The sequence below is a fragment of the Dyella sp. C11 genome (assembly GCF_003121485.1).
GTDB lineage: Bacteria > Pseudomonadota > Gammaproteobacteria > Xanthomonadales > Rhodanobacteraceae > Dyella.
The window spans coordinates 1-14,171 of sequence record NZ_QAVX01000022.1; the positions used below are offsets into that span (position 1 = coordinate 1).

Here is a 14,171-nt window from a genome sequence, read left to right on the forward strand (position 1 = left end):
GGCAGCGTCAGAGGTGTCTACGAGACAGCTGCTGGACGACTGGCTGCATGCCCGCGGGCTCACCGCGCCCACCACGGCCCAACGCGAGCAGATCGAACGGCAATGCGCCGCGCGCGACGGGCAATTGCCCTGCATTCGCTGGAGCGGCACCGAAGTGCACATCTGGCGCGGCCGTCTCTGGGCGTTGCCGCCGCAGCGCCCCATCGATGCGCAATGGCACGCCACCTGGCGCGGTGAGCCACTGGCGCTGCCCGACGGCGGCAGCCTCACGCTGGACCCGGCCGGCGAGCTTTCGTCGCCCGTCACCGTTCGCCTGCGTCGCGGCGGCGAGCAGCTGCGTCCCGACGGCGACCCTCATACGCGCGAATTGCGCGACCTGTTCCAGCAGGGCGGCATGCCGCCATGGCGACGGCTCGCCTGCCCCTTGCTGTGGCTGGGGGACGAGCTGGTTGGCGTGGGTGATCGCTGGCTCAGTGCCCGCGGGAAATCGCTGTTTTCCCCGGCGCGGCCGCTTTGGCAGCCGGCCTGCTGACACCGTCCCGATTGATTCCGCACCGCCCCTGCGCTAGTTTTGCGGGCCATGGCCAAGTCTGCTTCCGCCCCCGCCGCTCCCGCCGCCGATTTCGAACACTCGCTGGACGAACTCGAGCAGTTGGTTGCGCGCATGGAAGGCGGCGAGTTGAGCCTGGACGAATCCCTGTCCTCCTTCGAACGCGGCATCGGCCTCTATCGCCATTGCCAGCAGGCATTGGAAAATGCCGAGTTGCGCGTGCGAATGCTGCTCGACCCCGATGCCCCAGACACAGCCGAACCTTACCAGCCCGAGCTCTGAGCTTGGCTCCCAGCTCAAGTCGCTGATTACCCGAGCCGAAGACGCGCTCGTCCGCTCCCTGCCGCCCGAAGACACCGCACCGGTCGAACTGCACCGCGCGATGCGTTACGCCGTGCTGGGCGGCGGCAAGCGGCTGCGCCCGCTGCTGGTTTATGCGGCGGGCCACGCACTGGGAGAAACCGGGACGCGGCTGGATGCACCCGCCGTCGCCGTGGAGCTGATCCACGCCTATTCGCTGGTGCACGACGACCTGCCGGCCATGGACGACGACGCCATGCGTCGCGGCCGTCCCACCTGCCACATCGTGTTTGGCGAAGCCATGGCGATCCTGGCCGGCGATGCGTTGCAGGCACTGGCCTTCGAACTGCTCGCCCATGACGTGGACCTGGGCGTGTCGCCCACGCGTTGCGTGGAAATGCTGCGTGTCCTGGGTCGCGCCTGCGGTGCCGACGGCATGGCAGGCGGGCAGGCACTGGACCTCGCGGCCGTGGGTCGCAAGCTCACGTTCGAGGAACTGGAGTTCATGCACGCCTGCAAGACCGGCGCGCTGATCCGTGCCGCCGTGCAGCTGGGCGGCCTGGCTGCCGGCGCCACGCCGGACGACCTCGCCGCGCTTGACCGCTACGCCCATGCCGTAGGCCTGGCCTTCCAGGTGCGTGACGACATCCTGGACGTCGAAGGCGAATCGGCGGTGCTCGGCAAGACCGCTGGCAAGGATGCGGCAGCCGACAAGCCCACCTTCCCGTCCATCATCGGCATGGATGCATCCCGCGAACACCTGGCCCGGCTCACGCAGGACGCACTGGATGCGATCGCCCCGTTTGGCGCTCGTGCCGCGCTGCTGGAAGAACTCGCCCGCTACGCCGCTGCCCGCTTGCGCTGAGGCGCGCGACGGGCCTGGGTCGCGTCCAGCGACTGATACCGCGTCAACACCGGTTGCACTGAAGCGTTTGAGGGCGGTACACCCCTTGAGCATGTCTTCGTGATGGCTTTCCCCCGCCCCATCTCCCGCTTGCGCGTGGCCTCGGCCGGCGCGTTCATCGCCCTGATGCTTGCTGGTGTCGCCAGCGCAACGCAGCCCCAGGATTTCTCCGGTGCCTGGCGTCTCGATGACCGCAACAGCGACAGCCCCGACGCGCTCACCGGCGCGATGCGCATCGAGGCGCGCAAGGAGTTGGCCAGCCAGCAGTCGGCACCCGCGTCCTCATCCTCCAGCGCGACACCTGCCGGCAACCACGGTGGTGGCGGTCGTCATGGCGGTGGCATGGGTGGTGGTGGCATGGGCGGCGCCGGCAGCGGTGGCATGGGTGGTGGCCACGGTGGCGGAGGTGGCATGGGCGGTGGCGGCGGCCCCGGTCGCCACGGTGACAACAGCGACTCCAGCAAGCCTTCCACGGGCGACAAGGACCCGATCGCCACCGCAACCTACCCGATGCCCCCGACGCTGCAGACGGACTCCGTGCTGCTCGTCCAGCAGGACGAGAAAACCTTCCAGGTGCGCCTGAACAATGGCGACCAGCTCACCGGCAAGCTGGATGGCGTGGCGCGCCAGACGCTCAACGGCAACGCCATGGTGAAAGGGCACGTGGAGAACGGTCAGCTCGTAGTGAACATCCGCTACGCGGACGGCACCCAGCTTGACCAGACCTGGGCGATGACGGCGGATGGCTCCCAGATGATTGTCACTGGCGCGTGGAAAGTGCCAACGCTGGAACAGCCGGTCACCTTCAAGCGCACTTACGTCGGCTTGCACTGAAACGAAAAAGGCGGCCCTGGGCCGCCTTTTTCATCGAAACCTCCAGCGCCTATCCAATCAGCCGCAAGGTGAACGGGTAGCGATAGCGCACGCCCTCGTTCGCGCGAATGGCAGCGACGATGGTGAACACCAGCCACGCCACGCCCACCACGATGCCCACCGGCACGGCGATCAACACGCCAAGGCCCAGGGTGATCAGCGTGAGCCCGAACAGCGCGAAGACCACGATGGCCACGGTGATGTTGAAGTTCAGCGCCTCCTTGCCCTGGTCATTCACGAAGGGCATGGAATCCTTCTTCACCAGCCAGATGATCAGCGGGCCGAGGAAGCAGCCCCAGCCAAACCAGTGGCCGGTGAGGATCAGCCCCAGCAAGGACGAAAGGTGGGCGAACATTGCCCACTGGCGCTCCTGGGCGGAAGGGACATCGGTCGGCGGCACGGCGGAGCCGTGCGACGGCGGCGGTACGACAGACTCGGGCGGAACGCTCATGCGCACTTCTCCTGGGTCGTAAAGGCCTGATTGCTGTCAGTTTCCACTGACGGCCTTGATCCTAGCAAAGTGTCGGCTTGGTTACCGGTGCATGTAGTCATTAACCCGCGATGGTCTGGTCACTCACCGGCGATGGTCATCTGCTCCAGCAGGATCGAGCCGGTCAACAGGTGCGAACGGTGATCCACATCCGAGCCCACCGCCACGATGTTGGCGTACATGTCGCGAAGGTTCGCCGCGATGGTGATTTCTTCCACGGGATAGGCGATTTCGCCGTTTTCCACCCAGAAACCGGCCGCGCCACGCGAGTAGTCGCCCGTGATGGTGGAGACGCCCTGACCCATCACCTCGGTCACGATCAGGCCGGTGCCCATGCGCTTGAGCATCGCCGCGAAGTCGTCCTTGCCCGGCTCCACGATCATGTTGTGGATGCCGCCCGCGTTGCCGGTGGATTCCAGCCCGAGCTTGCGCGCCGAATAACTGCCGAGCACGTAGCGGGACAGCACGCCGTTTTCGATCAGCGAGCTGTCGCGCGTCGCCACGCCTTCGGCGTCGAACGCCCCCGAGCCCTGGCCTCGCATCAGGAACGGACGCTCCACGATGTTCATCCACGACGGCATCACCTGCTTGCCCGCGTGATCCAGCAGGAAACTGGCCCGGCGATACAGCGCGCCACCGCTCACCGCACCGATCAGGTGGCCAATCAATCCCCGCGCCACATCGGGCGTGAACAACACCGGCGCCTGGCGCGTGGAAAGGCTGCGCGCGCCCATGCGCGCCAGGGTGCGCTGCGCGGCCTTGTCGCCAAGCGCCTGGGCACTCATGAAATCGTCGGCCGAGCGCACGCTGTCGTACCAGTAATCGCGCTGCATGCCTTCATCGTCGCCGGCGATCAGCGCCACCGACAACGAATGCCGGGTGCCGCGCTCGCGCCCCAGGAAGCCATGCGAATTGGCGTAAACCGCCAGGCTTTCGCCCATCTGCACGCTGGCGCCGTCGGAATTGGTGATGCCGGCGTGAGCACGACCGGCGTCCTCGATCTGCTTGCCCAGCGCAATGGCCTGCTCGGTGTCGACCCGCCAGGGGTGCCACAGGTCCAGATCCGGAAACTGGGTGGCCATGCGCGAGGCCTCGCCCAGGCCGGCGGCCGGATCTTCCTCGGTGTAACGGGCGATGGCGCAGGCCTGCTCCAGCGTGGCCTGGATGGAATCGGGGTTGAGGTCCGCCGTGCTGGCCGAGCCCTTGCGCTGACCGAAGTACACGGTAAGCCCGAACCCGCGGTCCCGCGTGTGCTCCACGGTTTCGACCTCGCCCAGCCGCACATTCACGTTCAGGCCCGTATCGACGCTGGCGGCCACCTCGGCCTGGCTGGCACCCGCGGCACGGGCACGGCGAATCACGTCCTCGGCCAGTTGGGCCAGTCGGTCGAGTTCGTCGTTGCTGCGGTCATGGGCGGGATTGAGCTGGGTCACGCGGGTGTTCCTGCAGGCTGGCGGGGAACGGGTAGAATACGCGGTCCTACCCGCGCAGCCTCCCAACATGGGGGTTGCCCCATCGAAAGCAAAGAGCGTCGCGGAGCCCAACCATGCCCCTGACTGCCGGCATTTACCGCCACTACAAAGGCCAGCGTTACCGCGTACTGGGCACCGCCCGGCATAGCGAAACCATGGAAGAAGTCGTGGTTTACCAGGCGCTCTACGGCGAATACGGGCTGTGGGTGCGCCCCGCCGTGATGTTCTGCGAGACGGTGGAACTGGATGGCGAGCCCATTCCCCGCTTCGCGCTGGAACAGGCCGAACCCGACCTGCTCGACGGCGTGGTTGCCACACCCTGAGCCTCTGCTTCACTGCTGGAAGAACCTTGTGAATCGCACTTACACCGACGACCCGGACCACGACTACGGCCCGACCCGCACCCAGCAGCGCCGCGATGCACTTGCCGTGCTGGCGCTCGCCAATCAATTGGCCGAGCTGCCGCAGAGCAAGCTGGCCAAGCTGGAGCTGCCGGAAGACGTGCTGCGCGAAATCGCCAACACGCGCCGCATCACCGCGCACATCGCGCGCAAACGCCAGTTGCAGTTCCTCGCCAAGGTCATGCGTCGCCACGACAACAGCGTGTTCGACGGTGTGCGCGCCGCACTGGGTGAAAACCGCGACCGCCAGCGCCAGGAAACGGCTGCCATGCATCGCCTGGAAGCCACGCGCGACCGCCTGATCGCCGATCCCGACAACGCGATGGGCGACCTGATTGCCAAGTATCCGAACGTCGATCGCCAGCACCTGCGTTCGCTGGTACGACAGGCGAAGATCGAGAAGGACGGCAACAAGCCGCCGCGCGCCTATCGCGAGATCTACCAGTTGCTGAAGGACCTGGCGAGCGGCGCTGCCGATGCGGATGTCGACGAGTCCGTCGAGGACATCGACGTGCAGGAAGAAAACGAGGACTGAGGTTGGCTGGTGTCGCGCACAAGTGCGCTCCTACAGATGATTGCCAGGTAGGAGCGCACTTGTGCGCGACCAGCTCAACGTTCTGCGGGACTAAAGCGCCTGCACGAATCACCCGGCGACACGAAACAATCGTGCACCTCGCATAACGCACTCGCCGCCATGCTTGCGCCTTGTGCCGAACCGAACGACGTCAAACCGGGCATGCGCCGCTCCGTTTCGCGCGGGTCATCGCGACGAAAGCGGCAATGCTCACATCGCGCTTCCAGCGTGGCGGCGGCAACACTCATCCGCCCAGCCCGTTCCAGTAATTGGCAAACACGTGCACCGACAGCACGTAGCCGATGATCACGTTCACCACGACGCCTGCCGTGAATGCCGCCAGCGGGCGCCAGCCCGTGGCCGTGAGCGAGCGCAGCCGCGTGGTGAGACCAATGCTGAGGAAGCAGAACGTGAATGCCCACGTGCGCAGCGTGCTGATGGGCGCGACCAGGTCGGGCGTCACCACCTTGCGGTAGTCGGCGAGCGAGTAGTGGCTGGCGATCCACGTTACCAACGCCGACGCCAGCACGAAGCCGAACACGAATTTCGGAAAACGCGCCCAGATCTCACGCACGTCGGCTTTGGCGCGCACGCCATCCTCCGTCGTGTTCCAGCGCGTGGAGGCCACCCAGGCGAGCACGAACGCCCAGATGCCGATCCAGATATCGCGCCCGACTACCTTCATCAGCGTGAACGCCTGCACCGCGGCGTCAGGAGCGCCTGCAATGGCACCGTCCGAATGGCGGGCCGCATCGCCATAAGCCTGTGCCGCCGCCACACCCGCCGCATCCGCGAATTCCGATGTACCGATCCATGCGCCAGCCACTGGCGTGGATAAACCCAGCGCGCGCGACGCAAACGGCAGCACGAAGATCATCACTATGGCCCACACCACCACCAGCGTGATCGCCATCGACGTATCTTCACGACGCGCACGCACCGCACCGCCACTGGCAATGGCCGCCGATACACCGCACACCGCACCGCCCACGCCAAGCACCGCCGCAAAACGCTTGTCCAGGCCCAACGCCTTGCCCACCAGGAAAATGGTGAAGAACGTGGCCAGCGACACGATGGTCGCCTGCCCCACCGCCACCGGGCCCGCCCAGAACAGCAACGTCAGCGGCAGCGTGGCACCGAGCAGCACGATGCCTACCTTGATGTAGAACTCCACGCGCAGGCCCGACTGGAACCATTCGGGCAAGCGCACCGTGTTGGATACCAGCAATCCCAACGCCAATGCCAGCAACGGAGATTCAAGGTTGTAGCGCGAGGCTTCCGCCCACGCCGACGCCGTGAAGATCAGCAACGACACCACGAAAAGCACCGCGAATGCCGGCAGGAAGCGCGCAAGCGAATGCCCAAGCACGGCCAGCCCCGTTCCGAACAGCAAGGCGAACGCCGCGAACAAGGCGAGATAGTTGGGCCAGTGGGCCACCAGCCCCTGCCCGGCCTCGGCCAGGGTCTTCCACTTCGTTGGCGCTGTCGCCAGCCACTTCAGGCTGCTGCCGTTGGCAAACAATGCCCAGGCCGCCACGATCACCAGCAGGCCGATCCACACCGACCACCAGTCCTCGTTGGAGAACACGCCCCATCGCGCCGTTCGCACGGCGGGGGCGCCTTGGGCACGGGCCTTGCCCGGCAGGACATGTGTCGCGTCGCTCATTGCTGGCCCCTCGCCAAAAGTTTAACCGGACGTCTAGACGTCCGGGCGGCCAACGGGAGAGGCCGCAGCGGACACTGTCCGGCGGCGGCGCGTCAAAGCGAAATGAGGTTTCGTTCTATGGATATAGCCACGCCGGGCGCAGGGCCCGGCGTGCTTCTTTACATCGGAGCGTTCGGCGCCCTTCCCGGGCGGCAAACGATGACATCAGGAAGCCGTGCCACCCACCGTCATCGCATCCACCTTGAGCGTCGGCTGGCCCACGCCCACGGGCACGCTCTGGCCATCCTTGCCGCACACGCCCACGCCTTCGTCCAACGCCAGGTCGTTGCCGATCATGGAGACGCGGTTGAGCACCTCGGGGCCGGCACCGATCAGCGTGGCGCCCTTCACCGGACGCGTGATCTTGCCGTCTTCGATCAGGTAGGCCTCACTGGCGGAGAACACGAACTTGCCGTTGGTGATGTCGACCTGGCCGCCGCCGAAGTTCACGGCGTACAGGCCCTTCTTCACCGAACGGATGATCTCCTGCGGATCGTGCTGGCCGGCGAGCATGTAGGTATTGGTCATGCGCGGCATGGGCAGCTGCGCGAACGACTCGCGGCGGCCGTTGCCGGTGGGGGCCATGCCCATCAGGCGTGCGTTGAGCTTGTCCTGCATGTAGCCCTTGAGGATGCCGTCCTCGATGAGCGTGGTGCACTCGGTGGGCGTGCCTTCGTCGTCCACGCTGAGCGAACCGCGGCGACCGGCCAGCGTGCCGTCGTCCACCACGGTGACGCCCGGGGCGGCGACGCGCTGGCCGATGCGGCCGGCGAAGGCCGAGCTGCCCTTGCGGTTGAAGTCGCCTTCCAGGCCGTGGCCAATGGCTTCGTGCAGCAGCACGCCCGGCCAGCCCGGGCCAAGCACCACCGGCATGCTGCCGGCGGGCGCATCCACGGCGTCCAGGTTGACCAGTGCCTGGCGCACGGCTTCATCGGCAAAGGCCATGCCGCGGCCGTTGTCGATCAGCTCGCCGTAGCCATAACGGCCACCGCCGCCTGCACTGCCCTGCTCGCGGCGGCCATTCTGCTCGGCGATGACGGTGACGTTCAGGCGCACCAGCGGGCGAACGTCGGCCGCCAGCGTGCCGTCGGAGGCGGCTACCAGCACGGTATCCATGGTGGCGGCGAGACTCACGATCACCTGCTTGACGCGCGGGTCGCGCGAGCGGGCATAGGCGTCGACTTCGCGCAGCAATGCGATTTTCTCGGGGTTGGGCAGGCTCTCGACCGGATCGATGGCCGGGTAGAGCTGCTTTGCGCCGTTGAGCGCCAGCGGCTTGCCGGCGCCGTTGCCGCCATGTGCGATGGCACGGGCTGCCTTGGAGGCGTCCAGCAGCTGCGGCATGACGATTTCGTCGGAATAGGCGAAGCCGGTCTTTTCGCCGCTGATGGCGCGCACGCCCACGCCCTGCTCGATGGAGTGGCTGCCGTCCTTGACGATGCCCTCTTCCAGCACCCAGGACTCGCTGCGCGAATGCTGGAAATAGAGGTCAGCGGCGTCGATGGAGGGGCCCATCAACTGGTTGAAGACGCGGTCGAGGTCGGAGGCGGCCAGGCCGCCCGGCGACAGCAGGCGGCGTTCTGCCTGCGCGATCAGGGAATCCATGAAGTCGGTGCCGTATGCAAAAAGGGGACTTTACCAAGTTGGGGGCCGCCGGTCGGGCTTTAAACCCTGGCCGATGGAGCCCCGGCCGGCCAGCCGGTAGGATGCCGCCACCATTTATGACGCACATGTGAAGGACCGTATGAGCGACACGCCCCACCGGCCGATGGCCAGGAAAGTGATCGACCGCGCCATCAAGGCGCCCATCGAGGAAACTCGCGAGCTGCTGCACAAGGACGGTGAACTGAAGCCGGGACTCGGCATGGTCAGCAGCGTCATCGCGCTGTCGCTGGGCTTCCTGAGCCTGCTGGCGGTGCTGGCCTTCCACTTTCCCGAATACCTGACCACGCCGGACCTGCGCCACAAGTATTCGGTGGATGTGCTCCGCCAGCTGCTGCTGGCCGCCCTGCTGATCGCGGGCGGCATGTCGCTGGCGAACATCATCCTGGGACGCGCGCGACGGCTGAGCATGGTCGCGTTCGCGCTGGTGATCGCAGCGACGGTGCTGGGCGGCTCACGCGTCCCCGTGGGCAATTTCCCGGATCACACGCCGTATATCGGCCTGGACTGGTTCATCCTCGACCTGCTCGGCTCGACGCTGATCTTCGTGGTGATCGAAAAGCTGTTCCCGCTGTACAAGGGTCAGACGCTGTTCCGCAAGGAATGGCAGACCGACCTCAAGCATTTCGCGGTGAATCACTTCATCGTCGGCCTGGCGCTGCTGGTGGTGAACTTCCTGCTGCACCACCTGTTCGGCTGGCTGGTGCGCAGCGATTTTCAGCAGTTCGTACAGCACATCGCGTTCGTGCCGCAGCTGCTGCTTTGCATCCTCGTGGCGGATATGGCGCAGTACTGGACGCATCGCGCGTATCACGAAGTACCGTTCCTGTGGCGTTTCCACGCCGTGCATCACTCGGTGAAAACCATGGACTGGCTGGCCGGCTCGCGCCAGCACATGCTGGAGCTGATCGTCACCCGCGTGGCGGTACTGGCGCCGCTCTACATCCTCGGTTTCAGCGAGGGCGTGATGAATGCGTACATCATCGTGGTCGGCTTCCAGGCCGTGTTCAACCACGCCAATGTGCATCTGCCGTGGGGTCCGCTGAAGTACGTGATGGTGACGCCGGATTTCCATCACTGGCACCACGCCTCCGACGATGAGGCCATCGACAAGAACTACGCCGCGCACTACGCGTTTCTCGACTACCTGTTCGGCACCGCGGTGAAGTCGACGAAGAAGTTTCCCGAGCACTACGGTGTCGTGGGCGATTACATGCCGGACGGCTTCGTGCGCCAGCAACTCTTCCCGTTCCGTGGCAGCACCAGGCCGCGCGACCCGCAGACCTGACCCAACGCTCATTGACGAAGGGAGCGCGCACGGCGCCCCCTTCACTTAGCGCGCCGTGCTGCTCGCCGGCGCCGGTGCTGATCCGGTGGCCGGCTCCACCGTGGGCTGTACCGGCATGTCCTTCTTCTCGGTCAGCGTAATCGTCGGCTTGTCCCAGCTGCCGGTAACCTTGTAGCGCGCGCTGGCGGCGCGGTTGATGCCGTGGCCCAGCAAGCCCTGCGCGACGAAACCCGCTGCGATGCCAATGGGGCCGCCCACGAACGCGCCCACCACCGGCAGGCTGTTGCCGGCATGAGGAATGGCGAGCACCTGCAAGTCGTAATCCTTCGCGCGTACGCCGGTGCGGCCCTGGATGGAAATCTCCGCCGCCGGGCTGCGAATCTGCAGGTTGTCGGTATTCGCGTTGCCATCGCCCAGCTTGAAATCACCGACGATGGCATCGAAGGCCAGGCCCTTGCCAAAGACGTCGCCGAAGTCGAACGACAGGCGACGCGGCAATTCGAGTACGGATACCAGGCCGAACAACCGCGCCACACCGGGCGTCACTTCCGGCATGCGGCCGTCGGTAATGTTGATGCTCAGCTTGCCATCCATGTTGCCCAGCTCCATGGCCGACGGCGCGCCCGGCCACGTGGCATCGAGCTGCGAACGCACCTTGCCGCCGGCGAGCAGGCCTTCGTAGCCGAACGCACCCAGCATGTCGCCCAGGTTGTCGGCAGCGAAGTCGATGCGCATGTGCGAGTGGCTGTCGTTGGGCGTGCCGTTCCAGTCGCCCGTACCGTTGATCTGCACACCACGCGAGGTCGTGCGCAGCTGATCGATGTGCATTCCGCGATCGGTCGGCCAGGTTTCCAGTCGCGCATCGCCCAGCTTGGAATCGCCGAAGCGCAAATCGCTCACCCACAGATGGAACGGCGGCAAGGCGGAAGGCGTGATGCCCGTGACCGCAGGGTTCGGCGGTGGCGTGGCGACGGCTGCCGCAGGTTGTGCCGCCGCCCCCTGCGCCGTCGCGACGTCAGCAGCGCCACCAGCGGCCTTCTTCGGCGCCACCACATCCTTCGGCCAATACAGGCGCTGCAGGCGCGCCGTGACACCACGACGCGTCAGGTCGGCGAGCGGGATGTTGAAACGCCCGGCGAGGCCTGCGCTATCGACATCCACCACCAACCCGTCAGGCTGCGACGTGGCAAGCAGATGCATGTCGGCAAAGGGATGGCCAAACACCATCGCCTGGCCGGCGTTCACGTCGATGCTTTCCAGCCCCGGTCCATTGCCGCTGCTGCCCGCTGCGGCGTACTGCGTCCAACCGGTGACGTCGAGCGTGGCGGGGCGTCCGCGGATGCGGAAGCCTTTCTCCGGCACCGTGTCCGGCGCCTTGGTGCCGAAGGCAAACGTGGCTGCCAGCGGCTGGTTGTCGGTCTGTGGAATGCGCAGGCGGGCACGCACAATCTGCCCCACGCTGAGTTGCACGTCGCTGCCCTGCATCGGCAGGTTCATGTCCACGTGCAGGGGCAAGCTGCCATCGGCAGACTTCTTCAGCGGCGCAGGGAAGTCGAGCGTCATGCCATTGAGCACGGAATCCACGCTCAACTGCTGCGTGGTGACCGCGGAGCCCGGTGCATTGGCAATGGTGAAACCTACGGTGAAATCGCTGCGTCCGTCAGCCACCTGGTTGAGCCAGTCCAGTTGCTTGTAGCCCTGCGTGAGCTCGGCCATGCTGAAACGGCCGGCCAGCTTGGCTGCCAGCACGGTGTTGGGCTGCCCCGTAGCACCGGCAATGGCGAGATCGAGTTTGGACGGCTGACCGCGGAAGCTGGTGTCCAGCGGCCCCGCATGGAATCCCGTCTTGTCGAACGTGGCCGGGCCGGTGAGCTTGTCGAGCTTGAGATTCCATTCCGGCGCATCGAAATCCATGCCCTTCAACTGCGCGCGACCATCGAGAATCAGGTTGCTCGCATCGGCCACCGGCAAGGACAGGTGGAAATCGAAGGCGCCCGTACCGCCCAGCTTCAACTTCGAGAGGATATCCGTGTGGTGCATGCCGATCGGGCTGCGCTGCACGAAATCGAGCATGCTGGCGCCGGTGCCATTGCCGTACACGTTGAGGTCGAGCACGGTGTGGCCGAGTTCGGGAATCAGCGCTACGGCGCGATCCACCTTGTTGCCCAGCGATTCGCCCTGGCTGGCCTCGACGAACATGCCACCATTGATGAAGTTGGCCACCGCCGTAACGTTCTGCGCGTGCGGCCAGTCGCGACCGTAATTGAGTTCCAGCCCGCTGATTTCGGCGCGCGCTTCAACGCGGCCTTCGTTGTGATGGAACGGCCAGTCTTTCAGGTCGCCGCGAACCAGCACGTCACCATGATCGATCTTGCCGGCCACCAGCGCATCGTCCAGCCACTGCACGGCGGCCGGCGACATGGAGTCGATGGGCCAGAACAGTTTGGCCGCCTGGACGTCCGCATGCGAAAGCACTGCGTAGAGGTCCATGAAAGGCCGTCCGCCCGCATCGGGCAACGCCACCTCGCCGCGCGCCTGGCCACCAAAGCCTGCGCCTTCGAAATCGAAGGCATCGGTGCCGATGTGCCAGGCGTCCTCGTCATGCCAGAACGTCACGTCGCCCGCGAGTCGCGACATGTTGAACGGCTCGCGGAAGGTGTGTGGGAACCGCAGCACCGTCGATTGCACCGGCAACGACACCGACATCGCCTGTGCATCGCCGCGCAACTCGCCTTGCAACCCATCGATGCCGGGAAGCTTGCCGACCGGATTGATCGCCACGTTGCCGAAGGCCGCGTCGAGTGCATACAGGCCGTCGGCATGATTCCAGGCGAGCCACGCGCGCGTGATCTGACCACGCGGCTTGCCGGTTCCCACCCATTGCGCCAGACCGGATGACAACTGCGGCTTGAGCGCCAGCCACGGCACCAGCGGCCCCAGCTGCAGATCTCGCGCGGACACATCCACGCTGGCCTGATCGGTGCCCATGGCCTTCAGCCGTACCACGGCCGCGCCACCATCGTCGGCAGCCCAGCGAAGTTGGTAGCTGTCCTTGCCGATGGCCAGCTCGGCCATGCCATCGAGGGCTTCCGCCGTCGCGGTCGCGCCATCGGGGTTACCGATCTTCAAATCGCGAAGATGAAAGCGCGTGAGGCTGCGCACGACTTTCTTGTCACGCCAGTCAAGCCAGCTTTCGAACGAACCGGTGCCGCTGTCAGCCGTATAGCCGGCCATATCCACGCCGGTCGACATGGCGTGGATATCAAGGTTGTTGCCACTGATCCACAGCTTGCCGTCGGTACCGTCGTCGCTGAAGTTGCCCGCGCCGCGCAGATCCCCGGTTGTACCCTCGCGGCGCAACAACGCACCCACGCGGATGCGCCGGCCCTGCCGGCTCAGGCGCAGCTGGTCGGCCAGCACCGTGAAGTGTCGATTGATGCGGTTGTCGGTGATGTCCAGCCGCGTGTCGGTCAGCAGCAAACCGACGGACAACTGCGTGAAGCCCGGCTTCTGCTGTTCTTCACCACCCGCCAGGCCAATGCCGTTCACGTGCCACGTACCGTCGGCATCGCGGGTAATGTCGAACTGCAGGCCGCGCGCCTGCAGGTTCACCACATGCCGCGAAGGGATCAGCCAGCCGCCGGGATCGAGCTTGAGTTCGGCCTCGGGAAGCTGCATGGGCGTGCCGCCATCGGATGCACCAATGCTCACGCCGCGCATGACGAACAGCGGACCCGACGGCTGCCAGCGTCCTTCCATCGACTGGAACGTGCCCGGGCGCTGCAGCTTGGCCGTCAGCTGTGCCTGCACCCAATCCGGATGGCGCGCCAGCAGCGGCAGCACCAGCTGGGCAAGCCCCATCAGCACGGCCAGCGAAATCACGCCCACGCCGCCGACCCAGGCCAGGGCCCGGGCGCAGAAATGGGTACGTTTCAGCCAGGGCGCGCTCACG

General features: G+C 65.9%; 12 protein-coding genes. 7 read left to right on the forward strand and 5 right to left on the reverse strand.

All coding sequences use genetic code 11. The features are described 5' to 3' along the window. From tilS to DK366_RS21460, 4 genes are all read left to right on the forward strand, one after another. A partial coding sequence (gene tilS / locus DK366_RS17520; RefSeq protein WP_157956604.1) for a tRNA lysidine(34) synthetase TilS occupies positions 1 to 532 on the forward strand: 532 nt, incomplete at its 5' end. A 48-nt stretch (positions 533 to 580) separates the two neighbouring features. Continuing rightward, entirely contained in the window at positions 581 to 832 is a 252-nt protein-coding gene (locus tag DK366_RS17525; protein ID WP_109126862.1) for an exodeoxyribonuclease VII small subunit, read from the forward strand. Then, complete coding sequence (locus tag DK366_RS17530; protein ID WP_109126863.1) at positions 792 to 1,715, forward strand: farnesyl diphosphate synthase; 924 nt, start codon at positions 792 to 794, stop codon at positions 1,713 to 1,715. The genes DK366_RS17525 and DK366_RS17530 overlap by 41 nt, the downstream gene beginning before the upstream one ends. A 102-nt stretch (positions 1,716 to 1,817) precedes the next feature. Beyond that, positions 1,818 to 2,588, forward strand: coding sequence for a hypothetical protein (locus DK366_RS21460; protein WP_198651615.1), 771 nt, complete (start codon positions 1,818 to 1,820; stop codon positions 2,586 to 2,588). Between the two features lie 49 nt (positions 2,589 to 2,637). Here the strand turns inward: DK366_RS21460 and DK366_RS17545 are convergent, their stop codons facing one another. Then, positions 2,638 to 3,078 carry a DUF4870 domain-containing protein gene (locus DK366_RS17545; protein ID WP_109126865.1) on the reverse strand — a complete coding sequence of 147 codons (441 nt, stop codon included), beginning with the start codon at positions 3,076 to 3,078 and terminating at the stop codon, positions 2,638 to 2,640. 119 nt (positions 3,079 to 3,197) lie between these two features. Then, a complete protein-coding gene (gene pmbA / locus DK366_RS17550; protein WP_109126866.1) occupies positions 3,198 to 4,550 on the reverse strand; it encodes a metalloprotease PmbA in 1,353 nt (450 codons plus the stop codon). A gap of 113 nt (positions 4,551 to 4,663) precedes the next feature. Here pmbA and DK366_RS17555 point away from each other — a divergent pair, with 113 nt between their 5' ends. Together DK366_RS17555 and yjgA are read left to right on the forward strand one after the other, a co-directional pair. Beyond that, positions 4,664 to 4,912, forward strand: a complete 249-nt coding sequence (locus DK366_RS17555; protein WP_109126867.1) for a DUF1653 domain-containing protein — start codon at positions 4,664 to 4,666, stop codon at positions 4,910 to 4,912. 28 nt (positions 4,913 to 4,940) lie between these two features. After that, positions 4,941 to 5,525 carry a ribosome biogenesis factor YjgA gene (gene yjgA, locus DK366_RS17560; protein WP_232821100.1) on the forward strand — a complete coding sequence of 195 codons (585 nt, stop codon included), beginning with the start codon at positions 4,941 to 4,943 and terminating at the stop codon, positions 5,523 to 5,525. Positions 5,526 to 5,808: 283 nt separating this feature from the next. Here the strand turns inward: yjgA and DK366_RS17570 are convergent, their stop codons facing one another. Continuing rightward, the gene (locus DK366_RS17570; protein WP_109126870.1) at positions 5,809 to 7,230 is read right to left on the reverse strand and encodes a putative sulfate exporter family transporter; all 1,422 of its coding nucleotides are present in this window, start codon (positions 7,228 to 7,230) and stop codon (positions 5,809 to 5,811) included. A gap of 204 nt (positions 7,231 to 7,434) precedes the next feature. Next, positions 7,435 to 8,874 carry a metalloprotease TldD gene (gene tldD, locus DK366_RS17575; RefSeq protein ID WP_109126871.1) on the reverse strand — a complete coding sequence of 480 codons (1,440 nt, stop codon included), beginning with the start codon at positions 8,872 to 8,874 and terminating at the stop codon, positions 7,435 to 7,437. A 139-nt stretch (positions 8,875 to 9,013) separates the two neighbouring features. Here tldD and DK366_RS17580 point away from each other — a divergent pair, with 139 nt between their 5' ends. After that, positions 9,014 to 10,219, forward strand: coding sequence for a sterol desaturase family protein (locus DK366_RS17580; RefSeq protein ID WP_109126872.1), 1,206 nt, complete (start codon positions 9,014 to 9,016; stop codon positions 10,217 to 10,219). A 45-nt stretch (positions 10,220 to 10,264) separates the two neighbouring features. Here DK366_RS17580 and DK366_RS17585 read toward each other — a convergent pair whose 3' ends face one another. Next, positions 10,265 to 14,170: a YhdP family protein gene (locus DK366_RS17585; RefSeq protein ID WP_109126873.1), complete on the reverse strand. Its 3,906-nt coding sequence runs from the start codon at positions 14,168 to 14,170 to the stop codon at positions 10,265 to 10,267. Between the last annotated feature and the right edge of the window lies 1 nt (position 14,171).

Coding starts and splice junctions, on each gene's coding strand:
- DK366_RS17525 (WP_109126862.1), top strand. CDS start 581: ATGGCCAAGTCTGCTTCCGCCCCCGCCGCTCCCGCCGCCGATTTCGAA.
- DK366_RS17530 (WP_109126863.1), top strand. CDS start 792: ATGCCCCAGACACAGCCGAACCTTACCAGCCCGAGCTCTGAGCTTGGC.
- DK366_RS17570 (WP_109126870.1), bottom strand. CDS start 7,230: ATGAGCGACGCGACACATGTCCTGCCGGGCAAGGCCCGTGCCCAAGGC.
- DK366_RS17545 (WP_109126865.1), bottom strand. CDS start 3,078: ATGAGCGTTCCGCCCGAGTCTGTCGTACCGCCGCCGTCGCACGGCTCC.
- tldD (WP_109126871.1), bottom strand. CDS start 8,874: ATGGATTCCCTGATCGCGCAGGCAGAACGCCGCCTGCTGTCGCCGGGC.
- DK366_RS17580 (WP_109126872.1), top strand. CDS start 9,014: ATGAGCGACACGCCCCACCGGCCGATGGCCAGGAAAGTGATCGACCGC.
- DK366_RS17555 (WP_109126867.1), top strand. CDS start 4,664: ATGCCCCTGACTGCCGGCATTTACCGCCACTACAAAGGCCAGCGTTAC.
- DK366_RS21460 (WP_198651615.1), top strand. CDS start 1,818: ATGGCTTTCCCCCGCCCCATCTCCCGCTTGCGCGTGGCCTCGGCCGGC.